Below are 24,299 nucleotides of genomic sequence, written 5' to 3' on the forward strand. Positions count from 1 at the left end.
GAACTCCTCTATCCGGCGAGCAGGGTCTTCAGATGGGCGGCGACGGTCAGCAGCGGGTCGATGATCCGGGGGCCGTCGCCGCGCTCCCGCAGCCACCGCGTCAGCAGATGGACCTCGGTGCACCCCGCGATCAGCCCCCGGCAGCCGTTCCGTTCGGCCAACTCCAGGAACTCGTCCACAAGTTCGGCACCGACCGGCTCCCACTTCAGCCGGTAGAGCAGACCGTGCAGCCGGTCCTGGGCCTGCGGATCCGGCAGGACCACCCGCTGCGCCAGGTCCGGCCAGCGCGGCGTCCGTTCGAACACCCGGGCGTCCCGGGTCCCATGGGTGGCCACCAGCAGGTAGCGCTCGTCCGGGCCGACCGTCGCCAGATCGTCCAGGACCAGGTCCACCAGCGAGATCACCCGGGCCCGCTCAGCGGGCCCGAGCAGGTCGAGGAAGTGGTGCGCGGTCACGCAGGCGACCACCACCCGGGTCGCACCGAGGTCCAGCAGTCCACCCAGCCGCAGCCTCAGCCGCTCGGCGAACTCGGCCTCCCGCCCCGCGCGGATCGCCTCGGTCCGGTCGGGGAACGCCGGATCCGAGTCCAGCAGGCACCGGGGCAGATCCTGTTCCGCGAACGAGCCCGACCGCTCGGCGGCCACCTCGTACACGGTCCGCAGGAACCCGGCCGAGGCGAACGGCCCCATCCCACCGAGGATGCCGAGCACACCGCCGTCGCTGCCAGTGATCGTCATGGGAACAGTAAAGCCACGACCGCCTAGTGGGTTTGCTAACCCGTCCGGCTCGTCGCTATCCGCGCAGCGCCGCGTCGCACTCCTGGCACCGCCGACCGCGGTACTCCTCGGGATACCAGGGATCCCCGGGGCCGGACGGCCGGTAGTGCTCGTGCTCCATCTCGCTGGAGTCGAGCCCGCAGAGGGTCCGCGGGAGCGGGTCCTCCTGCGCGTCCGGGTCCGCGCCGGCGGCATGGACCCACCGAACCCGCGCCCCGATGTCCACCTCGGCGGAGTCGATGACCTCCGTGGCCGGCTCCAGCTCCAGCAGGACGATCACGCTGTTCATGCTCCCCACCCTGCACCGTCCGCCGGGCAGCCGCATCCCGGCAGTCGCGTCCCGGCGGCGGCGTCGCAGCACAGGGGGCACCGGGGACGCCCCGTCGGCGGGTTCAGAGCCCCCTCGCTCCGTCGATCGCCTCGCGCAGGAGGTCGGCACGGCCGTTGTGGCGGGCGTACTCCTCGTCCGGGCCGCCCCATCATGGACCACCGCCTAACCGTCGCGGCGCAGGCTGGTACGCAGCACGAGGCGGAAGAAGGCGGCGTAGCTGGCTTCGACGTGGACGGCGGTGCGGCGGACCTCGTCGTGGCGTTCGCGCAGCCGGTTGATCGGGACGGTCATCGCGGCGTGGTGCTCCACGTGCAGGTTGTTGCCGTTGGTGAACCAGGTGGACAGACGGCTGCCGCTGATGGAGCGGGTGTTGCGCAGCACGTCGGTGCTCTCGGTGTCGCAGAGCACGTGTTCCGGCAGCTCGACCAGGAAGTGCATCGGCACGGCCACCAGCAGCGGCCCGGCCCACAGGTCGAGCAGTTCCCGCCCGCCGCCGAGCACCAGTGCCACCGGCACCAGCAGCAGCACCGCGCCCGTCAGCCGGTACTCGACGGTGACCGCGCGGCGCATCCGCTCGCTGGTCTGTCCGAGGCCGAAGTCGGGTCCGGCGCCCGGCCGCCAGGCCCGCACCGTGAGCGGCAGCACCAGGAGCAGCCGCCGGTAGTCGAACAGCCCGCTGAGCAGGGCCGTCGGGGTGAGACCGCGCCGGGTGTCGAAGCCGAAGAACTCGCCGTCCTGCGGGGTGCCGAGGTAGCGGTGGTGCTGGAGGTGGCGGATGCGGTAGTGGCTGAAGCAGACCAGCAGCGGCAGGCCGAGCAGGAAGCCGACCGGCCGGTGCGCGCCGGGGCGCAGGAAGGCCGAGTGGTGCAGGCACTGGTGCTGGAGTTCGACGGCGTGGGTGTAGACGGCCCCGAGGAGGAGCCAGCCGGCTGCCGTCCAGTACCAGTCGGGACGCAGTGCGAGATAGCCGCCGAGCAGGCCCAGGGCTGCCGCGAGGGCCAGTCGGAGCAGGAAGGCGCGCTGGTCGGACGGGGTGACCGCGACCCGGCGGAACAGCAGCGGGCGCGGGGGCTGGAGCTGGTCGATCGTCATGGGAAGGTGTTCGCTTTCCGTGCCGGTGCGGTGCGGGGGGCGTTGTGCTACCAGGTGGTGAGCCCGCCTCCCTCGTGCAGTCGGCGGGTGAGCCGGCGCTGCACCTTGCCGCTGGTGGTGCGGGGCAGCCCGCCCGGCCTGAGCAGGACGACGGTGGCCACGCCCAGGTGGTGGTCCTCGGCGATCCGCCGCCCGACCGCGCGGGTGATCTCCAGGGCCGTCACATCGCGGTCGGCGGAGGGCTCTTCGCCGTCCGGCAGGATCCGGCAGCGGCCGATGGTCTCGGCGACGAGGACGAGCCGCGCGGCACTGCCCTCGGCCTCGCGGGTGGCGAAGGCGACGCAGCGGCCGGGGGCCAGCGCCCAGTGGCTCGCGGCGGCGGTGTCCTCGATGTCCTGCGGGAAGTGGTTGCGGCCGTCGACGATGACCAGGTCGTCGGCGCGGCCGACCACGAACAGCTCGCCCCGGTACAGGAAGCCGAGGTCCCCGGTGCGCAGGAACCGTTGGCCGGTGCCGTCGAGCCGTCCGCCGAATCGTTCCTGCGTGGCCTGCGGCTGCTGCCAGTAGCCCTGGCCGATGCTGGGGCCGCTGACCCAGATCTCGCCGATCCGGCCGGCCGGCAGCGGCCGTCCCACCCGCGCGTCCGCGGCCGGTCCGTCGGCCGATGCGGGCGCCTTCGCGTCCACGATGCGCAGGTCGAGGTTGGCCGGCACCCGGCCGCAGGAGACGAGCCGCCTCAGGTCGGCGCCGGGGGTCGCGGCGACGACCCGGCCGTCGCGTTCCAGCGCCGCCGCGTCCAGTTCCAGCACCTGCACCGGACCGGCCGGGCGGGAGCCGCTGACGTAGACCGTGCCCTCGGCCATGCCGTAGCAGGGCAGCAGTGTGCTCTCCCGGAAGCCGACCGGGCCGAAGCGCTCGACGAACGCCCGCAGCGAGTCCCAGCGCACCGGCTCGGCGCCGTTGAGGGCGAAGAGCCAGCTGCTCAGGTCGAGGCCGGACAGTTTCTCCTCGGGGATCTTCCGGGCGCACAGCTCGTAGGCGAAGTCGGGTGCGCTGCTGAGCATGCCCCGGTAGCGGCTCACGGCCTCCAGCCAGAGCACCGGCCGCATCAGGAAGGCCGCGGGCGGCATCAGCACCACCTGGCCCCCGACGAACACGGAGCAGAGCACCTGGGCCAGGCCCATGTCGTGGAACAGCGGCAGCCAGCTCACCACCCGGAAGTCCTCGCACCGGCCCCCGTCGCTGCCCTCGCCGTCGCGGGTACGGAAGGCGCCGGCGACCGCGGCGAGGTTCTCCATCACATTGCGGTGGGTGAGCACCACGCCTTTGGGGGCGCTGGTGGAGCCCGAGGTGTACTGGAGGAAGGCGACCGCGTCGGCACCGGCGTCCGGCTCGCGCCACTCGTCGGCGAGCGCCGGGTCGAGGTCGGGCACAGCGATGCGTTCGACGCCGCCGAGGCCGTCCGCGCCCTCGTCGGCGACCAGCTCACGGGTGGTCAGCACGACGGCCGGGGCGGCGTCCTCGACCACGGTGCGCAGCCGTTCCAGCTGGCGGCGGAACCCGCCCATGGCCTCGGGGTAGGGCACCGGGACCGCGATCACGCCCGCGTACAGGCAGCCGAAGAAGGCCGCCACGAAGTCCGTACCGGTCGGGAAGAGCACCAGGGCCCGGTCTCCGGGCAGCGTGCGGCGCTGCAGCGCGGCGGCCACGGTCCGGGCGCGGCGGTCGAGTTCGGCGTAGCCGAGCTGCTCGGTCTCTGCTCCCTTGAGGCTCAGCAGGGTGCAGGCGGTCGCGTCCGGGCGCTGTCGGGCCTGTCCGCGCAGCAGGGCGGTGAGGGTGTCCACGGCGGGGCGCGGGCTGAGCGGGTGGCGGCGCAGCGGGGTGGGCCGCAGGTCCGTCCACAGCCGTTCGACCTGCTGCACGCAGGACTCCCGGCTGTGGACGGCACCGGCGACCGCGTCGAGTTCGGCGGCGGTGTCGACGGTGTGCCAGCCGGACGGGGTGTCCGGTCCGGCTGGCCAGGTCGCGTACTGGCCGGCGTGGTTGGCCACCACGCGGTGCTGCTGCTCGTGCACGGGCATGCGAAATTCCCTCTCTGGTCGGCGGTCTGATCGGTCGGGTACCGCGGGTGGGCGGTGCCGCGGGTGGGCGGTGCCGCAGCCGACCCCTGCGGGTCGCCGCTGGGCGTGGCGCGCGCGGGCGGCGTGCGGTGGGTGGGCTAGTAGTCCCCGTCCTGCGGGTCGAAGGGCAGCTCGGCGCATCGGGTCTCCGGGGCGTTCGAGACTGCCGTGAGCAGCCGGACCAGCCGGGCCGCGAGCGCCTCCGCGGTGCTCCGGTCGAACAGGTCGGTGCGGTACTCCAGCGCGCCGACGAGTCCGCCGCAGCCGCCGTCCGCTCCGTGCTGTTCCTGGACGCTGAAGAAGAGGTCGAACTTGGCGATGGCGGTGGGGTCCGGCTCCTCGGTGACGGCCAGGCCGGCCGCGCTGATCTCCAGCGGGGTCTCGGTCTCGAAGCCGAGCATCACCTGGAACAGCGGGTGCCGGGCCCGTGAGCGGGGCGGGTTCAGGGCCTGGACCAGGCGTTCGAACGGCAGGTCCTGGTTTCCGAACGCGGCCAGGTCGGTGTCCCTGACCCGTTCCAGCAGCTCCCGGAAGGTCGGGTTGCCGGAGGTGTCGGTGCGCAGCACCAGGGTGTTGACGAAGAATCCGACCAGCTCGTCCAGCGCCTGATCGGTGCGCCCGGAGACCGGGGTGCCGATGGGGATGTCACTGCCCGCGCCGTAGCGGTCGAGCAGCACCGCGAGCGCGGCCTGCACCACCATGAAGACGCTGGCGCGGTTCTCCCGCGCCAGCCGGGCCAGCGCGCCGTGCACGGCGGCGTCGACGGTGAAGCCGAGCTGGTCCCCGGCGTGGCCGGCGACGGCGGGGCGCGGCCGGTCGACCGGCAGCTCCAGCTGGTCCGGCAGTCCGGCCAGCGCCTGCCGCCAGTAGGCGAGCTGCTCGCTGAGCAGGCTGCCGGGATCCTTGTCGCCACCGAGGGCCGCCAGCTGCCAGAGCGTGTAGTCGGCGTACTGGACCGGCAGCGGCGTCCACTGCGGGGCCCGGCCGGCGCGCCGCGCCGCGTAGGCGGCGAGCAGGTCGCGGGCCAGGATGCCGAGCGACCAGCCGTCTCCGGCTGCGTGGTGCAGCACCAGCAGCAGTACCTGTTCGCTGGGGCCGACCTCGAACAGCGTGGCGGTGACCGGCAGGTCGCGGGAGAGGTTGAAGGTGTGCGCCGCTCCCTCCGCCAGCGCGCCGGGCACCTCGGCCGGGTCGATCCGCCGCTCGGTCAGCGGCACCGCCGCCTCGGCCGCGGGCACGATCCGCTGGCGCGGCACACCGCGCTGCTCGGCGAAAACGGTGCGCAACGGCTCGTGCCGGGCGACCACGTCGGCCAGCGCCGCAGCCAGCGCGGCCCGGTCGAGGTCGCCGGTGAGCCGCAAGGGCATGGGCAGGTTGTAGGTGGGGCTGGGGCCTTCGAGCTTGCCGATGAACCACAGCCGCTGCTGGGCGTAGGAGAGCGGCAGCACCTCGGGCCGTTCGGCGCGCACCAGCGGCGGGCGGCCGCCGCCGTCGCCGAGCCGTGCGGCCAGCGCCGCCACGGTGGGGTTCTCGAACAGCCGCCGCAGCGGGAGTTCCACACCCAGTTCCGCGCGGACCCTGGCCGCGACCCGGGTGGCCTGCAACGAGTGCCCGCCGAGGGCGAAGAAGTCGTCGCCGACGCCGATGGCGTCGCTGCCCAGCACCTCGCGCCAGATGTCCAGCAGCCGGGCCTCGATGGTGTTCCTGGGCGGCTGGTACGCGCGGGTGGCGGACACCAGGCGGCCCTCCGCGGCGCGCAGCGCGGCCCGGTCGAGCTTGCCGTTGCCGTTGGCCGGGAGGGTCTCGTGCAGCACGAACCCGTCCGGGACCATGTAGCCGGGCAGCTGTGCGCGCAGCCGCTCGTTCCATTCGGCCACCGCCCGGACCACACCGGCCGGTTCAGTCCCGGCCGGTCCACTGGGGTTCGGTCCACTGGGGTTCGGCCCACCGCCGTTCGGGACCGCGCCGGTCGCCACGTGGGCGAGCAGACGGCGGCCGCCGCCGGGGGCCTCGTGGTCGATCACCGCGACCGCGCCGATGCCGGTGACGGCGCGCACGGCCGCCTCGACCTCGCCGAGCTCGATCCGGTAGCCGCGGATCTTGATCTGACCGTCGCGCCGGCCCAGGTGCTCGATGACCAGGCCGTCCGGGGTGTGCCGGTAGCAGGCGAGGTCGCCGGTGCAGTAGAGCCGCTCGCCGGGCGCGCCCCACGGATGCGGCACAAAGCGTTCGGCGGTCAGATCGGGCCGGCCGAGGTAGCCGCGGGCCAGACCGTCGCCGCCGACGTACAGCAGGCCGGGGACGCCGGGCGGGACCGGCTGCAGATCCCCGTCCAGGATGTGCGCCTCGGCGTTGGGGAACGGCGCGCCGATCAGCGACCGGTGGCCGGAGCCGGGCAGGGCCTGGTGCAGCACGTAGGTGCTGTCGATGGTGGCCTCGGTCAGGCCGTAGGCGTTCAGCACCCGCACCCGCGGGCCGAACACCTGCTGCACCGCCTCCAGTTCACCGTGGTAGATGACGTCGGCGCCGCAGACCACCAGGGCGATCGAGTCGAGCCGCTCGCCGGTGACGCGCATGTGCTCGGCCAGGCCCTTGAGCACCAGCGGGACGAACTCCGCGTAGTCGGTGCCTTCGCGGCGCATCAGCCGCAGCAGTTCGGCCGGCTCCAGCAGCAGGTCGCGCGGACAGAGCACCAGCGCGGCGCCGGAGCACAGCGCCCGGACCACGTCCCCGGCGAAGACGTCGAAGCCGAAGTTGGCCATCTGCAGCAGCGAGGTGATCCGGCCGCTGAGCCCGTACGCCTGGTCGTACCCCCGGTAGACACCGAGCAGGCCGCGGTGGGTCAGCACCACGCCCTTGGGGCGGCCGGTGGAGCCGGACGTGTAGACGATGAAGGCGACGCCGTCCGGCAGGTCGGCCCGCCGCGGGTCGTGGCCGGGCTGCTCGGCGAGGCGGGCCCGCACCGCCTCGGCGTCCAGGCAGAGGGTCGGCGTGGGACGTCCGGAGAACTCCGGCAGCAGCGCGCTGTGGGTGAGCACCAGCGCCGGGCCGGCGTCCTCGACGATGGCCGCGCGGCGGGCCGTCGGCGTCTCCAGGTCCAGGGCGAGATAGCCCGCGCCGGCCTTCCAGATGCCGAGCACGGCGACGAGCAGGTCGCTGCCGCGCTCCAACAACACGCCGATCCGGGTGTCCGGGCCGTGGCCCTCGGCGCGCAGGTGGTGCGCGAGCCGGTTCGCCGCCTCGTTCAGCTCGCGGTAGCTGAGCCGGTCCTCGCTGCCCCACGCGACCGCGAGGGCGTCCGGGGTGCGCCGGGCCCATGCCTCGACCAGGTCGGCGGCCGAGGTCTCGGGACCGCGCGGGGTGCGCGGCGCCCGGCCGAGGGCGACCAGTGCCTGGCGCTCGGCCCCCGCCGCCAGCGCGACCCGGGCGGCCGGCTGCTCCGGGTCGTCCAGGAACGCCTGCAGCAGCCGCTGGTAGGCGGAGACGTACCGGCGCACCGTCGGCTCGTCGAACAGATCGCCGTTGAACTCGAAGGTGACGGTGTGCCGGCCGCCGACGGCGAGCACGTCGACGTCCAGGTCGGACTTCACCCAGTGGCGTTCCGCGGCCGACACCGACACGTCGAGCCCGGCCAGCTTGGGCGGTTCCGGCTCCTGGTCGAGGTTGAACATGGTCCGGTAGAGCGGCCCGTCGCCGTCCTGCGGCAGGCGGGAGCGCAGCGCGGCGAACGGGTGGCCGGAGTGGGCGAAGCCGCCGACCAGGCTGCGCTGCAGCCCGGCGGTGTAGGCGCGGACCGAGTCGCCGGCGCCGAGGCGTGAGCGGATCGGCAGCACGCTGCTGCAGTTCCCGACGATCCGGTCCGCGCCGGGGGCGTCGCGCAGCGCCACCGGCACGCCGACGACCAGGTCGTCCTGACCGCTGAGCCGGTGCAGCAGGGCGGCGTAGGCGGCGAGCAGCAGGGTGAACGGGGTGCAGCCGAGCCGGCTGCCCGCGGCCGCGATCCCGGCCGAGGTCCGCTCGTCGAGTTCGACGGTGACGCTGCCGCCGCGCGCGGTGTCCCGGGCCGGCCGGGGACGGTCGGTGGGCAGCTGGAGCGCCGGTACGCCGTCACCGAAGCGGTCCAGCCAGTAGGCCTCGTCCGCCTGCCACTGCTCGCCGCCGCGCCGGGCGAGCTGCCGCCGGACGTGCTCGCGGTACTGGTGCGGCACCGGCAGCGGATCCGGGCCGCCGCTGACGGCGGCGGTGTAGGCCTGCCCGATCTCGTCCAGCACGATGCCGAACGACCAGCCGTCCACCACGGTGTGATGCGCCGTCACCAGCAGCTGGTGGTGCTCCTCGGCGAGCCGCCGGACCGCCGCGCGCAGCAGCGGTCCCTGCTCCAGGTCGAAGACCAGGTCGGCCCAGTCGGCGGCCTGGGCGTCGGTGAACTCCACCAGCGGCAGCTCGAACCCGCCGGCCGCCCGCACCCGCTGGGTGCCGCCGTCCGCGCTGAACACCGTGCGCAGGCTCTCGTGCCGGCCGACGCAGGTGAGCACCGCCGCCCGCAGCGCCGGGAGGTCCAGCGGACCGCGCAGGTCCAGCCGCAGGCTCTCGTTGTAGGCCCGGGAGTGCTCGTCGCCCATCTGCCCGAGCAGCCACAGCTCCTGCTGGGCGTCGCTGAGCGGCAGGTCGCCCAGCGGTCCGACCGGGACCGCGCCGGGGAAGAAGCCCGCCTCGGTCATCTCGTCCGCGGTGGCCGCCAGCGCCGCGACGATCCGCGCCACCTCCTGGTCGCCGTGCGCGGTCGACAGGAAGCAGTTGCGGCCCTCCCAGACGTAGACGCCCCTGGTCAGCAGCGCGGTGTGGAACACCTCCACGGTCTCCGAGAGCTGGGTCTCGTCGAGGAAGCGCAGCCGGAACAGCGAACCGAAGTCGGTGATCCGGATCGGCACACCGGCAGCCGCGAACAGGCTGTTGACCTCGCTGGCGAGGGCCGAGGTCCGGCGGCTGACCTCGGCCTGGAGCTCCGGTCCGCGCCGCTTCATCTCGCGCAGCACCGCCCGCCCGGCGGCCAGGGCCAGCGGGTGCTTGCAGAACGTCCCGGTGAAGAAGGTACGGGTGGCATGCGGGTACGGGGTGTCACCGAAGGTCCAGGCTCCCCCGTCGATCGCGTCGAGGTACTCGGCCCGTCCGGCCACCACGCCGATCGGCAGGCCGCCGCCGATCACCTTCCCGTAGGTGGCCAGGTCGGCGTCGACCCCGAAAAGGGCCTGCGCTCCGCCCGGGTGCATCCGGAAGCCGGTGATCACCTCGTCGAAGATCAGCGCGACACCGGCCTCCCGGGTCAGCTCCCGCAGTTCGCGCAGGAACGCACCGGGCTGCACGTCGGGGCGCCGGCTCTGCACCGGCTCGACCAGCACCGCCGCCAGCTCGTGGGCGTGCTCGCGCAGCGCCTCCAACGAGGCGGGGTCGTCGTAGGGCAGCACCAGGACGTTGCCGGCGACCTGGTCGGGGATTCCCGGGGCCAGCGGCACCGACTCCCCCGTCCCGCCGTCGAAACCCTGCCGGGCCAGGATCGGGTCAGCCGAGCCGTGGTAGGCACCCGCGAACAGGGCGATCTTCGCCCGTCCGGTCACCGTGCGGGCGAGCCGGACGGCCACCATCACCGCCTCCGAGCCGGTGTTGCAGAACACCGCCCGCTCCGTACCGGTCAGCTCGCAGATCAGTTCGGCGGTCTCGGCGGCCAGGGTGTTGTGCGGACCGAGGTGCATGCCCAGCGCCAGCTGCTCGCGGATCGCCCGGTCGACCAGCGGTTCGCCGTGCCCGAAGAAGTTGACCCCGAAGCCCATGGTCAGGTCGAGGTACTCGTTGCCGTCCACGTCCCACAGCCGCGCCCCCTCGGAGCGTTCCACCACCAGCGGGTAACGGGTCTCCCGCAGGTTCAGGTACGGCTGGACGGCGTGGCGTACGTCGGAGTGGAACCCGCGTTCACGGACGGCCTGCGCCTTGGACCCGGCGGTGCGCGCGCAGTGCCGCGCGACCAGCTCCGCGACGTACGCCCGCCGGGCCGGGTCGGCCGTCGCCGGCGCGGCCTGCCGCCCGGCCGGCCGGAACGCGACGAAGGTGTCCGCCGACGCCAGCGGAATCCGCTGACGCGGGATGCTGCCCTCCGGCAGCGGCGCACCGGCGGCGGCATCGGGGGCCACGGCGTCGGGGGCGGCGTCGGGCCGGGGCGGTGCAGCGTGCACGGGCACGTACGGTGCGAGCGTCGGCGGGACGGGCGGGACGGCCGCGGACGGTGCGGCAGCAGCGCGAGCGCCGCCGCGCAGCAGCTCGTACGCCTGGCCCATCACCTGGGTGTGAGCCTCCATCATCTGGGCGTGCACGCTCAGGAACCGCTCCACCGAACCGTCCTCGACCGGGCCGGAGACGGGTACCGGCACCGGGCCGGTGACAGGCCCGGTGCCGGTACCCGGACTCGCGGCTCCCAGGTGCGGCGCCGAGGTCGGCGGTGTCGTCGGCGAAGGGACGGGGGCGGCAGCGGGCGACGCGGGCGCATGGTCCGCGTCCGTCAGCGCGGAGAGCACCTCGGCCGGGGCCTGCGCCCGGATGTGGGCGGCGAGCAGCCGCAGCGTGTTGACCTCTTCGAACAGCCGGCTGATCGGCAGCTTCACCGCAAAGGTCTGCTGCACCGTCTGCAACGTCTGCATCAGCGCCAGCGAGTCCGCGCCCAGCTCCAGGAAGGAGGAGTCCGGGTCGACCGGACCGGCGTTCTCCAGCACCCGCGCGACCGTGGCCGCCAGCAGCGACAGCACCGGATCCGGCGACGGGTCCTGGGACCGGTCCGGCTGGGCGTGCTGCGAGGGGTCCTGTGCGGAAGGGCCGCTCGGAGGGGTTTCCACGACGGCGGGTCCTCTCGGTCCGGGGACGACGGCGGTCTCGGCGCCGCCGTCGGGCAGCCAGTGGCGGCGGCGTTCGAAGGGGTAGCTGGGGATCGGGACCCGCATGCGCGCCAGCCCGGCGTCGAAGGCGGCCCAGTCGACGGTCCTGCCGTCCACATGCAGCGCGGACGCGCTGTCGGCCAGCACCGCCCAGTCGGCCGCGCCGTCCCGCAGCGAGGCCAGCCAGGTGGCGTCCGGAGCGGTGCGGCGCCCCGCGCCGATCAGCGCCCGTCCCGGGCCGGTCTCCAGGAACACCGAGCAGCCCGCTGCGGCGAGCGCGCGCAGCCCGTCGGCGAACCGGACCGGCTGCTCCAGGTGCCGGGCCCAGTGGTCCGCGTCCGGGCGCAGCCCGGCGTCGAACAGCCGCCCGTCGGTGTCGCTGACCAGCGGGATCGCCGGGTCCCGGTAGCGCACCGAGCGGGCCTCCTCGGCGAACGCCGCGCGCGCGGGGGCCATCATCGGCGAGTGGAAGGCGTACGAGGCCTCCAGCTCATGGGTGGTGACGCCGCGTTCGGCGAACCGGCGACGGGCCTCGGCAACGCCGTCGGGAGAACCGGAGACCACCGTCGTGCGCTCGCTGTTGACGGCCGCGACGCCGATCGTCCCGTGCTCGTGCAGCGCTTCCAGCACCTCGCCGACGGTCTGCTCGTCGGCGAGCACCAGCAGCATCCGGCCGGGACCGGTCAGTTCCTCGACCAGACGTCCCCGGGCGACCGCGAGGCGCATCCCGTCCTCCGGGCCGAACACCCCCGCCACGCAGGCAGCGGCCAGCGCGCCGACGCTGTGCCCGAGCAGGTAGTCGGGCTCCACGCCCCACGACAGCCACAGCCGGGCCAGCGCGTACTCGACCGCGAACAGGGCGGGCTGGGTCCAGCGGGTGCGGCCGAGCAGGTCCCGGTCGGTGGGAGCGGCGAAGAGCACAGAGGTGAGCGGGCGGCCGAGCAGCGGCTCGGCCATCGCGTCGCAGCCGTCGAGCTCGCGCCGGAACGTGGCGTCGGTCTCGTACAGCTTCCGTGCCATGGACGGGTACTGGGATCCCTGGCCGGGGAAGAGGAAGGCCAGCCCGGGCGGCCCGGAGGCTGGGGCCCGACCGGTGCGCACCCCGGGCGCGGTGCCGGAACCGAGCCATCGGTCGGCGCGGGTCAGCGCCTCCTCCCGGGAACCGGCGGTGATCGCCAGCCGGTGCGGGAGGGCGGCGCGGCCGGTGTTGGCGGTGTGGCAGAGGTCCTCGAACGCCGGTCCGGCGGGGTCACGCAACGCCTCCGCGTACCTGGCGACCAGGGCGGTCAGCGCGGTCCGCGACCGGGCGGACGCGGTCAGCACCTCGACCGGCCGCACCGCCGACGCCGGCAGCGGCCCGGACCCGGGGACTGACTCGGCCCCGGGGACCGGCTCGGGTTCGGGCTGTGGCTCGGGCCGTGGCGCCTCGCCCACGATGACATGCGCGTTGGTGCCGCCGAAGCCGAAGGAGCTGACCCCGGCGACGCGTGGCACGCCGTCGGAGGGCCAGTCGGTGAGCGTGGTCGGTACGGCGAGCTGTGCGCCGAGGTCGATCTCCGGGTTCACCTCGCGCAGGTGCAGGTGCGGGGCGACGGCCCCGTGCCGCAGCATCAGCACCGTCTTGATCAGCCCGGCGACCCCGGCGGCGGACTCGGCGTGCCCCAGGTTGGTCTTCACCGAGCCGACCAGGAGCGGAGCCCCGGCGGATCGATCCATCGCCAGGACGTCCCGCAGAGCGCTGATCTCGATGGGGTCGCCGAGCGGGGTACCGGTGCCGTGGGCCTCCACGTAGCCGACCGCGGCCGGTTCGACCCCGGCGTCCCGGAGCGCCGCGCGGACCACCCGACGCTGGGCCGCCGCGCTGGGCGCGGTGAGTCCGTTGCTGCGCCCGTCCTGGTTCACCGCCGAGCCGAGGATGACCGCCAGCACCGGGTCGCCGTCGCGCCGCGCGGCGCTGAGGGTCTTCAGCACCAGTACGCCGCAGCCCTCGGCCCGCACATAGCCGTCGGCCGAGGCGTCGAAAGTCTTGCAGCGGCCGTCGGCCGCCATCATCCCCGCCTGCTCGAACACCTCGGTGGCGTCCGGCGCCAGGATCACGTTGACCCCACCGGCCAGCGCGGTGGTCGACTCCCCCGACCGCAGGCTGCGGCAGGCCAGGTGCACGGCGACGAGCGAGGAGGAGCAGGCGGTGTCGACGGCGAGGCTGGGCCCGCCCAGGTCGAGGGTGTACGACACCCGGTTGGCGGCGATGCTGTGGGCCTGCCCGCTGCCGCTGTACGGGCCGAGCAGCCGGGTGTCGGCGCTCTGCAACCGTCCGAAGTCGCTGTTGCTGACGCCGACGAAGACCCCGGTGTCCGTCCCGGCCAGGGAGGGCGGTGCGATGCCCGCTCCCTCCAGCGCCTCCCAGGCGCACTCCAGCAGCAGCCGCTGCTGCGGGTCGAGATAGGCCGCCTCGCGGCCGGACAGCGAGAAGAACTCCGCGTCGAATCCGTCGATGTCGTCCAACAGACCCAAGGGCTTGTGCGCGCCCAGCAGTTCGAGCCGCCGACCGGCGCCGCCGACCAGATCGGCGCCCTCGGCCAGGCGCTGCCAGAAGGCGTCGGGGCCGTCCGCGCCGGGGAATCGGCAGCCGATGCCCACGATCGCGACCGGCTCGGGCTGGTTCCCCGGCACCGGACCGGATCCGCGCTCCGCCCCCTGGCCCAACTCCCGGCCGGACCCGGACCCCTGTGCCGCGGCAGGCTGCGCGTCGTGCTCCGGGCGCTCATCGGCGAGGTGCTCGCTCAGCGCCCGCGGCGTCGGGAAATGCCACAACAGGGTCGGCGACAGCTCGCGCGACAGGTGCTCCTGGAGGTCGCCCACCAGCTGTACGGCGTCGCGTGACGAGAGGCCGAAGTCGGCGAACGGGGCACGCGGGTCGATCGTCTCCAGGGACAGCCCGGTCTGTTCGGCGATCCGCCTGGTGATCCAGTCTTCGACCGCAGCCGCGATGGGAGGTGGATCCGCTGAGGGGTGGCTCGGCTTCATGGGGTCTCTTTCTCCTGCTGACCGCGCAGCGCCGTGACTGTCAGTCACCGACACAAGGCGGTCGCCGTCCTTGGAAAGTAAACCCACGCACCCCCTAGGGGCATTGCTAACAGTCGCTCACAGCAGCACCGGAGCGCGGTCGACAAAGGGTGACTGACCATCACCAACCTTGACCACCGGGGCACTTCACCGGACTGCTCGTCCACCGACGTAGGGGCCGTGCGGGTCCAGCCGGAAGCCGAACTCGAACCAGCGCAGGTCGACGGCGGCGAAGCCGGCCGCTTCGATCCGGCGCCAAGTGGCGCGGTGCGGGTCACAGCCCGCGTCCCAGCGGCGGGAGCACGGCGCCCACGCCCGCTGGACCCGGGAGCGCCAACTGCCCTCTGGTGCGGCGACATGCTCGACGAACACGAAGGTGCCACCGGGACGCAGCACTCTGCGGATCTCGGCCAGCACCGCGTCCTGGTCCCGGACCGAGCAGAGCACCACGGTGGCGAGCACCGCGTCCACGCAGCCGTCGGCCAGCGGCAGCGCCTCGGCCACGCCCGCCACCACGGCGCGGGCCGGCCCCCGCGCCCCCGACGGCGCAGCTGCCGCCACCGCCCCCGGGGTCGCGGTCACCGCCGCGGCACTCGCTGTCGCGGCCGTGCTCGCCGTCGCGGTCCGGGCGAGCCGGCGTCGGCGGCCGGGGTCCGGTTCCAGTCCGATCCAGCGCACTCCGTCGCCCAGCGCGGCGAGGTTGGCACCGGACCCCGCGCCGATCTCCAGCACCCTGCCGCGCAGTTCCCCGATCAGACGGCGTTTGAACGCGACGTACTCGCCGTACCCGCCCCGGGTCGTCGCGCCCCACTCCGACTCGGGCCCGGAAGTGGGCTCCAGCAGCGATTCTGACGCTGCGCCAGGTATCCGTGCCGGTAATGGATCAGGCACGGCCACGGGCTCTCCGCCCCGCCCGCAGCAGCAGACCCAGGCCCACGCCGACGGTCAGGCCGACGCCGTGGCTGTCGTGCATGGCGATCATCGCGGCGGCTCCGGCCACGGTGAACACGGTCAGTCCGGTCCGCAGGCCCCGGTACCGACCCTGGCGCCACAGCGTCATCAGCGCCGCGGCGCCGACCGAGCCGACCACCATTGCGGGCAGCGGGCCGACCGCGTCCAGCACGGCGAGATAGCTGATGAAGTACCCGGCGTAGAGGTATCCGGGCCACCACGGCGGCTGCCGGTCGGACCACAGCGAGACGACCAGCATGCCGATCAGCGCGGCGACGGCGTCCGAGGAGCCACCGCCGGTGCCGTGCGGCTCCCAGTAGTACGTGGCGAGGATCCCGGCGACGCCGCCCGCGAGATAGGCGCCGACCCAGCGGGTACGGCCCCAGTACGGTTCCACGGCGACGCCCACCAGCAGGCTGCCGGTCAGGTTGAAGGCGTACTGGGTCCAGCCCGAGGACTGCACCAGCACCGGGCTGACCAGGCGCCAGTCCTGGCCGGAGTGCAGAGCGTCGGGGTCACGCTGCAGCAGGTGCAGCACGGCCGGGTGGGCCAGCTGCACGGCGCCGACCAGCGCGGTCGCGCCGGTGACCCAGAGAGTGACCGGCGAGGGCCGCCACGCGCGCCCCACCCGTTCGGTGATGGTGGTCACGGCGTCCTCCGGGTGGCCAGGTCGACCATGGTCGTGATCTCGCTGCTGTAGGAGTCGAGGTCCAGGTCAGGCCGGGTCTCCAGCAGTATCGGGTAGCCCTCGACACAGCGCTGCACCACCGACGCCATCACATAGGTGTCGAACGCGCGGAACTCCCCCGCGGCCTGGCCGTCCCGCAGGATCGCCTCGATCGGCGCCAGCACCTGCTCGTGCTCGACCGCGTCGAAGCGGAACCCGCCCGCGGTGAACACGGCCAGCAGCGCCTTCATCTCGGTGCGGTGGCTCGCGGTGAACTCGATGTTGGCCCGCAGGTAGACGTGCAGCGCGCCGCGCGCGGTGGTCTCCCGCTGTACCCGGGTGCCGACGTACTCGCCCAGCGAGGCCAGCACCTGCACCACGACCTCGCTGATCAGGTCCTTCTTGTCGGTGAAGTGATACGAGATCAGCCGCGTGCTGGACAGCTCCGCCCGTTCCGCGATCCGGGCGAAGGAGGCCGCCGCGAAGCCGTGCTCGGCGATGGTCTCGATGGCCGCGCTGACGATCTGCGTACGGCGGGCGGCCGCGATGAACGACAGACCCCCGCCCCGCTCTCCAGTTACTTCCATGAGCAATTTCTACCACGACTGAGTAAATCGCAAACGGGATGCGCCCCCCGCTTTCCCCGCTCCAACCGGGACCAGCGCAGATCTGCCCTCCCCCCTTGGTGACGATGCCCACGGCGGCCATGCTGGTCAGAACAGCCGATTAGGTGATCTTCGGATTAGTGAGGGCGCGTCGGTTCGGCCAGGTCCATGGGGTGGGAGTCAATGGTGCCGCACCGCCCCGAGGCGTACGGGCTCCATGGCGGGGCAGACCGGTGGAGGGCCCGACCGGCCCGACCGGGGCCAAGGGCGACACCGGTGCGACGGGTCCTGCTGGTGCGAAGGGCGATGCGGGAGCCAACGGTGCGACCGGGGCTACCGGGGCTGAGGGTCCGAAGGGCAGCACCGGAGCGACGGGTCCCGGCGGTGCGAAGGGGGACACGGGAGCCACCGGCCCCGCGGGAGTCAAGGGCGACACCGGGGGAACCGGCCCAGCCGGTGCCCAGGGCAAGGACGCCTACGACGAGGCGGTGGAGACCGGGACGTTCACACCGGACAAGGCCAAGTCCCGCGATGAGAACGTCAAGGACTGGCTCACGTCCCGGAAGGGCGCTCATGGGCCCGCCGGCGCGCTGGGGCCGATGGGCGACCGCGGACCTGCCGGACCCCGGGGGCCGAAGGGCGACCGCGGTCCGGCCGGCCCACGTGGATCGCCCGGCGGGTCGAAGGTCAGCCCGTACAGGGTCCGGATCATCCTGGCGAACCTCCCGATCCGCTCCGGCCCCGGTCTGGGATACAAGTCCGTCGGTTCACTGCCTTACGGGCGGATCGTGGGCATCAACTGCAAGCTGAACTCCACCGTCATCGGCGGTAACCCGCGCTGGTACAAGCTGGCCGACGGCCGAGGCTGGATCACAGCCCGCTACGCCCCCAACGTCGGAGCCATCGAACCCTACTGCTAGAGCAGGCAGCCGCCTACGCGGGCCGCGCCGCCGTGTCGCGGGCCAGGGTGGCGACGGTCCGCAGGGTGGGGGCTCGGATGATCTCCCCGAGCCCGCCCATGAAGGCCGCCTCCCCATCCGCACCCACCACTTCGGCGCCGACCCGGGCCAGCATCGCCAGCAACAGCACCGACGTCCCGCCGAGCTGGTGGAAGTCGGACGAGCCGTCCAGCCGCCCGACGTCCACGCCCAGCACACCCGCCCAGATCCCGGCGACGGCCGCGACCACCCCGTCCGCGTCGTCATCGCCCCGGGGAACCAGAGCACTGCCGGCGGGCGCGACCGGGAGCCCGTCGCGGAACGGGTCCGGCAGGGCGTCCACGTCGATCTTGCCGTTGGGCGTCTGCGTGAAGTCGTCCACCAGCCGTATCGCCGAGGGAACGAGGTAGCGCGGCAGCCGTCCGGCCAGGAACTCCGTCAGGTCGGCCGGGGTGACCCCGGGTTCCGCGACCGCGTACCCGACCAGCAACGCGTCGCCGCCGGGGCCGCGCCGGACCACGGCCACCGCCCGGCTCACCCCTGGGTGCGTCTCCAGGGCACGGGTCACCTCGGCCGGCTCCACCCGGTGCCCCATCACCTTGGCCTGCTGGTCCACACGTCCGATGAACTCCAGTTCCCCGGACTCCAGTTGCCGGGCCAGGTCCCCGCTGCGGTAGGCCCGCGAGCCGTCCGCGAGCCGGACGAAGCGCTCCCGGGTGAGCTCCGGGCGTCCCCGGTAGCCCTGCGCGACCTGGGCACCCGCGAGGTACATCTCGCCCGCCTCGCCCATCGGGACCGGCCTGCGGTCGGCGTCCAGCAGGTGCACCCGGCAGCCCGGGGCGGGCCGGCCGATCGGGACCACGGTCAGCTCGTCGTGCTCGGGCCGGTAGCGGTTCACCACGCAGCCGACGGTGGCCTCGGTCGGGCCGTAGTGGTTGAAGATCTCGCAGTCCGGGCCGAACTGCCGGGCCGCGCGGGCCGCCACCTCGGACCGCAGCGGCTCGCCGCCGACCACCAGGGTGCGGAAACCCTCCGGTTTCACCCCGAGCCGGGCGATCAGGTCGAGGTGGGAGGGGGTGAGCTTGAGCGCGTTCGCGCCGGAGCCTTCCAGCAGATGACGTATCGTCAGATGGCTGGGCCGGTCCGGCACCAGCACCAGCGTGCCGCCCGCCAGTGTGGACAGGTACAGGGCGGTGTTGGGCAGGTCGAAGGAGAGCGAGCTGAACACCGCGAAGCGGGTCGACGCGTCGACGCCGAACCGCTCGCCCGCCCAGGCCGCGTAGCTCGCCAGCTGGGCGTGCCCGACCTCGACGCCTTTCGGCTCGCCGGTGGAGCCCGAGGTGTAGATCACGTACGCGAGGTCGTCCGGCGTGGGATCCCCGGCCACGGGAACCCGTGCGGCGGTGGACGGCAGGGCGTCCAGCCGCAGCGCCCCGCAGCCCTCGGGCAGGAAGCCCTGCTCCTGCACCTGCTCCGGCTCGGGTCCGGGCATCAGGCAGTACGCTGCGCCCGCGTCGGCCAGCAGCCCGGTGAGCCGGGCGTCCGGGTGCTCCGGATCCAGCGGCAGGTAGGCGGCGCCCGCCTTCAGTACGCCCCACAGCGCGGTGACCGCCGCCGCCGACCGCTCGGCGAGCACCCCCACCACCGCGCCCCGGCCCTGCCCGAGTTCCCGCAACCGGGCGGCGACCGCCTCCGAGCGGGCGTCCAGCTCGGCGAAGCTCATCTCCCCGTCCGGCCAGCGCAGTGCGACCGCCCCGGGGTCGCGGGCGACCACCTCCCGGAACCGTCGCACGACGGTCGGGCCCGCCCCTGGCCCGGGTACCGGGCCGGTCAGCACCGCACTCCGGGCGGCCGGGGTGAGCCGCTCGACCACGGCGTCCAGCACCGCGCCGGCCCGTTCCGCCGTCCCGGCACCGGTGCGCCAGGTCAGCGTCAGTTCGGTCCGGCCGCCGAACTCGACGAAGTTCAGCTCCGGCGGGGTCATCCCGGCGAGCAGCGGCAGCAGGTAGGTCGACCGGGCCTCGAAGGACGGCGCGCACACCTCGGTGGGTTCGACCCGGCCGAGGTGGGAGAGCACGGACGCGGCGGCGTGCCGGTCCTTGCGACCCCGGTCCAGCACCCGGATCATGCCGCGCAGGGCGAACAGCGGGGTCTTCAGCAGGGACGGGTCGAGCCGCCAGCTGATCTCGCGACCGGCCGCCATCGTGCTCAGCAGCCGCTCGTGCAGCGCCTGCCACGGCTCGTCGGCCGCCACCTGGAACAGTTCGGTCTGCACCATGTTGCCGGTGGTCCTGGCCTCCGGCAGATGGCGGCGGAGGTCGAACGCGACCGCGAAGTGTCCCGGGTCCAGCCCGAACGCGGCGGTGAGCGCGGTGGCCACCTTCGCGGTCAGGGCCGGGTGGTAGCCGTCCACGGTACGGCGCACCCAGGTGGTCCGGGGCGTGCCGACGGTCTGCGGGCGGGGCAGCGGTGAGCGGTGCCAGACGTCGGGCGTGCTCTCCGCGTTGGTGATCCCGAGCCGTTGGTACGCATCGGCATCGGTCACCGGGTCGGCGGCGCCGACCGGGTCCTCGCCGCGCAGCGCCCGGAACACGTCGGCGATCCACAGCGCCTTGCCCCGGCCGTCCATGACGGCGTGCGAGGCCCGGAAGACCAGCACCGCAGGCGTGCCGGGGCACCACAGCACCTCGCAGAACGCACCATCGGCGGCGGGCAGCGGATCGTGCAGCGCGGCGATGCCGAGCACGCCGGGACCCTCGAGGCCTCCGGCTGTCCCGGTAACCCCGGGCACGACTGTGCCGCCCGGCAGCCCGGCCCCGTCGGGCGCCGCGCGGACCTGCCGGACCGGAGGCGGCGCGTCGACGGCGACCCACATCCGCCCGCGCCGCCGCAGCCGGGTGCCGGGGAGCACGTCGGCCGCGCGGGCGACCGCGGCGGTCAGGTCGTCGAGGCGCAGTTCCCCGTCGCCCTCGATCACTGTCTGGATCACGGGGGACATCGATCGCGGGTGCGCGGCGAACCACCAGTCCGTCGCGGACAGCGGCCGACGGTACCCCTCCCCGGCCGCCGCGCTCACCGCAGCGCCCCACTCACGGCGTGCATCCCTCTCCCGCCTGGGGATGCCGCCCCTGGGGCTCTCCCGGCCCATGCCACGGTCCGGGCCACGGTCCGGATGGGCGACGCCGTCAGAAGAAGGGTCAAGGTGGGCATACAGACCTCCGATGTTGACATGACCACCTCTATCACCTTTTCGCCTAGCGGAACCCCTAAGGGCGCCCGCAGGAGCCTCACCCACGCCGTGCCGGCAGAAACACTGCCCGAGTTGACGGCCCGGCAGACCCGCAGGCGTGCCCTCGCGGCCACGCTCGTCCGACGTAGCGTCGTCGAATGCGAACCATCGAGACGTGTCCCATCTCAAATCATCCGGTCCAGGCCCAGGGCCGTGACCTGCGGCGGCCAGGCGGAACCAGCGCTTCCGGCGAGGCGGGTTCCAGGATTGCGCGGTGAACGTCAACAGCATGCCGGCCGCCGAGGTGCGGGTCTCCCCGCACCTCGTGCAACGGCTGCTGGCCGACCAACACCCCGAGCTTGCCGGGCTCGGCATCGAGGTGCTGGCCAACGGCTGGGACAACATGGTCTGCCGACTAACGGCGACGGAGGGCGCATCGCGCATGCCGAGATCGCCGTGAGCGGCTCCGTGCTGTTGCTCAGCGACCCCGATCCCGACGGGCCGTTCTCCACCCCGGGCGAGGACGGGCCCGCCGTGGCGCTGCACGTCTTCGTGCCCGACGTGGACGCGCTGACCACGCGGGCCGTGGCGGCCGGCGCGGAGCTGCTGCTCGCTGCGGCCGACATGCCCTACGGCGCCCGGCAGTCGACGCTGCGCGACCCGTTCGGCCACATCTGGATCCTGCTGACCTGGCTCGCCGACTGAGCGGGACGCCGGCCGGGACGGGGTGGCCTCAGAAGTTCTTCGCGGCTGAGGTGATCGCCTCGCGGATCCGGTGGTAGGTGCCGCAGCGGCAGATGTTGCGGATCTCGTCGAAGTCCGCGTCGCCGATCTCGTGCCCGGCGGCCCGGGCCTGCAGCACCTTGGCGACGGCGGCCATGATCTGGCCGGGCTGGCAGTACCCGCACTGGGCGACGTCGAACTCCAGCCAGGCCTCCTGCATGGGGTGCAGCGGCTTGCCGACGATCGCGGGCAGGCCCTCGATGGTGGTGACCTGGTCGGTGGGCTGGAGGTCGGAGACCGGGACGCAGCACGGGTTGACGGCCTTGCCGTTGACGTGGCTGGTGCACGCCTGGCAGACGCCCAGGCCGCAGCCGTACTTGGGCCCGGTGACGCCGAGGACGTCACGCAGGACCCACAGCAGCCGCACGTCGTCCTCGACGTCGACGGTGACCGGCGTGCCGTTCAGGACGAAGGTGTGCTGGGGCAAGGGGTTCTCCTAGCTGGTACGGCACGTGGCGCTGACGGCGCGCTCTAGTAGGCGCGGCTCAGGCCGTCGGTGGGGGACGCCGGGATGGACGGCACGGTGGGCAGCGGGGTGAAGCCGAGCGGGGCGTCGTGGTTGATCGGGAAGCCGGTCGGCATGGTGCCGGTGGCCCGCGCGTAGGCGCAGGCCACCCCGGCCATCGCGCCGGCCACCGCCAGTTCGCCCGCGCCGCCCGGGTTGCCGGTGGTCGGCGGCATCACGATGATCTCCAGGTCCGGCGGGGTGTTCCACTGCCGGGTGTAGAAGTACTCGTCCCAACTGCCTTCCAGGAACGTGCCGTTCTGCAGGTGCAGGCTGGAGCTGAGGGTGATCGCGATACCGTCCATGATGCCGCCCATCATCTGCGCCTCCAGGCCGCGCGGGTTGACCGCCAGGCCCACGTCCACGGCGCAGACGACCTTGGTGACCCGCGGTCCGGCGTAGCCGTTCGGGATCTGCCGGCCGGTGGTCGCCGCGGTGCAGTCGATCTCGACGAGGACGGCGACGAAGCCGTGGTACTCGGGGTGCAGCGCGATCCCCTGCGCCGTGCCCGGCGCCATGGTCCGTCCCCAGGCGCCCACTTGGGCGACCTGGTCGAGCACGGCGCGGGCCCGGGGGTCCTTCAGGAACTGGCGCCGGAACTGGTAAGGGTCCTGGCCCATCCCCGCCGCGAGCTGGTCGACCACCAGCTCCTGCGCGCAGCGGACGTTGGGCGAGTAGATGTTGCGCATGCTGCCGGTGTTGAAGCCCTTGTCGACCTCGCTGAGCAACTGGGTGGTGACCCCGAAGTTGTAGGGGGTCTGCTGGGTGAGCTCGAAGATGGTCTCGGAGAAGCCGATGTCGCCGACCGGCAGCTTCGCCACCATCGCGGTGATGATCTCGCCCAGGCCGTGGCTGAAGTCGGTGGCCACCGAGGTGTGCCGCTGCTCGTAGCTGATGACCTGGCCCAGTCCGTAGGTGGCGCGCACCCGGGAGGTGGACATCGGATGGGTCCGGCCCTGGCGGAAGTCGTCGGTGCGGTGCCACATCAGCTTCACCGGTTTGCCCATGGCCCTGGACACCTCGGCGGCCTCGCGGGCGGCGTCGAAGAAGAGCTTGCGGCCGAACGAGCCCCCGCCCTGGACCACGTGCACGGTGACCGCCGGGACGGGCAGGCCGAGCTCGGCGGCGATCTGCCCCTGTGCGACGATCGGCGACTTCACCGCGGCCCAGATCTCCGCCGAGTCGCTGCGTACGTCCGCGATCGCGCAGTTGGGCTCCAGGGCGCTGTTACTGGCGAAGTGGAACGTGAAGCGGGCGTCCACGGCCTGTGTGAGCAGCGGCAACGGCGGTACCACCAGCGGGAGTTCGGCTGCGGCCAGCTCCTGCAGCACGGTGGCGTCCGAGGAGTTGTCCTCGGTGCCCGGGCCCCAGCCGACCTGGAGCGCCCGGACCGCGTCGATGCACTGCCCGAAGGTCGACCCGCGCACGGCCACCCCGGTGGAGACCACCGCGACGTCGGTGATGCCCGGCATCGCCTGTACCGCCGCGAGGTTCTGCACCGACCGGACCGTGCCGTTGACCGTCGGCGGGCGGCAGACCATGGTCGGCAGCGCCCCCGGGACGGACAGGTCCATCGCGAACTGCTTGCGGCCGGTGACCGCGTCCAGTGCGTCGATCCGGCCCTGCGGAGTGCCGATCATCGTGAACCGGGTGGGGTCCTTGAGCGTGACCGACACCTGAAGAGTGGTCAGGCTGGCTGCCGCCACCGCCAGTTGAGCGTAGGTCATGCTGGCGCCGGTGGACGCGGTGATGACGCCGGCCGCGACGGTCAGCGAGGGAACCGCCTCGCCCAGCGCGGTGGCGGCCGCCTGCAGCAGCCTGCCCCTGGCGACGGCGGCGGCCACCCGGATCGGGGTGTAGGTGGAGATGGTGGTGTTGGACGCGCCGGTCAGCTGGTTGAACAGCAGCTCGGGGCGGGCGTCCGCGAGGGTGACCCGGACCATGGACAGCGGCAGGTCCAGCTCCTCGGCGATCAGCATCGCGCTGGAGGTGGTCACCCCCTGGCCGACCTCGGCGCGCGGCAGCGCGAGCGAGGCGGTGCCGTCGGTGTTGATCTGGATGGTGATCAGGTTCGCCGTCGGCAGCGCGGCGTCGGTGAGCATGTCGTTGAGGTCGTAGACCTCGGACGGCTCCGGCAGTGAGGGTATCGCCGCGGCGGCGGTCGTCGGTACGCCGAGCGTCTCGCCGAGCTGCGCGGCGACGGTCAGCGTCGAGGCCGCCACCACATACCCCAGGAACGTACGCCGCCCGACCCCGGGCCCCCGATCGGCCATCAACTGCCCCTCCCCTGCCGCTGTGTCGATGCGGAGCCTGGCA

The 24,299-nt window shown here is 73.5% G+C and carries 14 protein-coding genes and 1 pseudogene; 3 read left to right on the plus strand and 12 right to left on the minus strand.

What is annotated here, in order from left to right:
- Nucleotides 1-8: 8 nt before the first annotated feature.
- From ABH925_RS26830 to ABH925_RS26870, 9 genes and pseudogenes are all read right to left on the minus strand, one after another.
- The gene (locus tag ABH925_RS26830; protein WP_370151644.1) at nucleotides 9-737 is read right to left on the minus strand and encodes an aspartate/glutamate racemase family protein; all 729 of its coding nucleotides are present in this window, start codon (nucleotides 735-737) and stop codon (nucleotides 9-11) included.
- A gap of 55 nt (nucleotides 738-792) precedes the next feature.
- On the minus strand, nucleotides 793-1,065 hold the full coding sequence (locus ABH925_RS26835) for a hypothetical protein (protein WP_370151646.1): 273 nt from the start codon (nucleotides 1,063-1,065) through the stop codon (nucleotides 793-795).
- Nucleotides 1,066-1,168: 103 nt separating this feature from the next.
- Nucleotides 1,169-1,240, minus strand: a pseudogene (locus ABH925_RS26840) (DUF664 domain-containing protein); the annotation flags it as partial.
- Between the two features lie 29 nt (nucleotides 1,241-1,269).
- Complete coding sequence (locus ABH925_RS26845) at nucleotides 1,270-2,199, minus strand: fatty acid desaturase (RefSeq protein ID WP_370151648.1); 930 nt, start codon at nucleotides 2,197-2,199, stop codon at nucleotides 1,270-1,272.
- Nucleotides 2,200-2,246: 47 nt separating this feature from the next.
- Nucleotides 2,247-4,280, minus strand: a complete 2,034-nt coding sequence (locus tag ABH925_RS26850; RefSeq protein ID WP_370151650.1) for an AMP-binding protein — start codon at nucleotides 4,278-4,280, stop codon at nucleotides 2,247-2,249.
- A gap of 137 nt (nucleotides 4,281-4,417) precedes the next feature.
- Entirely contained in the window at nucleotides 4,418-14,266 is a 9,849-nt protein-coding gene (locus ABH925_RS26855; RefSeq protein ID WP_370151653.1) for an amino acid adenylation domain-containing protein, read from the minus strand.
- 186 nt (nucleotides 14,267-14,452) lie between these two features.
- Nucleotides 14,453-15,196 (minus strand): class I SAM-dependent methyltransferase, encoded by a 744-nt coding sequence (locus tag ABH925_RS26860; RefSeq protein WP_370151655.1) that lies wholly within the window; start codon nucleotides 15,194-15,196, stop codon nucleotides 14,453-14,455.
- A complete protein-coding gene (locus ABH925_RS26865; protein WP_370151657.1) occupies nucleotides 15,189-15,905 on the minus strand; it encodes a rhomboid family intramembrane serine protease in 717 nt (238 codons plus the stop codon). Before ABH925_RS26865 ends, ABH925_RS26860 begins: the two co-directional genes overlap by 8 nt.
- Entirely contained in the window at nucleotides 15,902-16,510 is a 609-nt protein-coding gene (locus tag ABH925_RS26870; protein ID WP_370151659.1) for a TetR family transcriptional regulator, read from the minus strand. The genes ABH925_RS26865 and ABH925_RS26870 overlap by 4 nt, the downstream gene beginning before the upstream one ends.
- Before the next feature lie 251 nt (nucleotides 16,511-16,761).
- On the opposite strand from ABH925_RS26870, the gene ABH925_RS26875 reads away from it, so the two are divergent.
- On the plus strand, nucleotides 16,762-17,448 hold the full coding sequence (locus ABH925_RS26875) for an SH3 domain-containing protein (protein ID WP_370151661.1): 687 nt from the start codon (nucleotides 16,762-16,764) through the stop codon (nucleotides 17,446-17,448).
- 13 nt (nucleotides 17,449-17,461) lie between these two features.
- Here the strand turns inward: ABH925_RS26875 and ABH925_RS26880 are convergent, their stop codons facing one another.
- Complete coding sequence (locus tag ABH925_RS26880; RefSeq protein WP_370151662.1) at nucleotides 17,462-20,455, minus strand: amino acid adenylation domain-containing protein; 2,994 nt, start codon at nucleotides 20,453-20,455, stop codon at nucleotides 17,462-17,464.
- A 514-nt stretch (nucleotides 20,456-20,969) separates the two neighbouring features.
- On the opposite strand from ABH925_RS26880, the gene ABH925_RS26885 reads away from it, so the two are divergent.
- Together ABH925_RS26885 and ABH925_RS26890 are read left to right on the plus strand one after the other, a co-directional pair.
- Nucleotides 20,970-21,155 carry a hypothetical protein gene (locus ABH925_RS26885; RefSeq protein WP_370151664.1) on the plus strand — a complete coding sequence of 62 codons (186 nt, stop codon included), beginning with the start codon at nucleotides 20,970-20,972 and terminating at the stop codon, nucleotides 21,153-21,155.
- Nucleotides 21,152-21,400, plus strand: a complete 249-nt coding sequence (locus ABH925_RS26890; RefSeq protein ID WP_370151665.1) for a VOC family protein — start codon at nucleotides 21,152-21,154, stop codon at nucleotides 21,398-21,400. The genes ABH925_RS26885 and ABH925_RS26890 overlap by 4 nt, the downstream gene beginning before the upstream one ends.
- Before the next feature lie 28 nt (nucleotides 21,401-21,428).
- Here the strand turns inward: ABH925_RS26890 and ABH925_RS26895 are convergent, their stop codons facing one another.
- Entirely contained in the window at nucleotides 21,429-21,905 is a 477-nt protein-coding gene (locus ABH925_RS26895) for a (2Fe-2S)-binding protein (RefSeq protein ID WP_370151668.1), read from the minus strand.
- Between the two features lie 44 nt (nucleotides 21,906-21,949).
- Nucleotides 21,950-24,256: a molybdopterin cofactor-binding domain-containing protein gene (locus ABH925_RS26900; RefSeq protein ID WP_370151670.1), complete on the minus strand. Its 2,307-nt coding sequence runs from the start codon at nucleotides 24,254-24,256 to the stop codon at nucleotides 21,950-21,952.
- Between the last annotated feature and the right edge of the window lie 43 nt (nucleotides 24,257-24,299).

It is taken from the genome of Streptacidiphilus sp. EB129 (assembly GCF_041262645.1).
In the GTDB taxonomy this organism is placed as follows: domain Bacteria; phylum Actinomycetota; class Actinomycetes; order Streptomycetales; family Streptomycetaceae; genus Streptacidiphilus.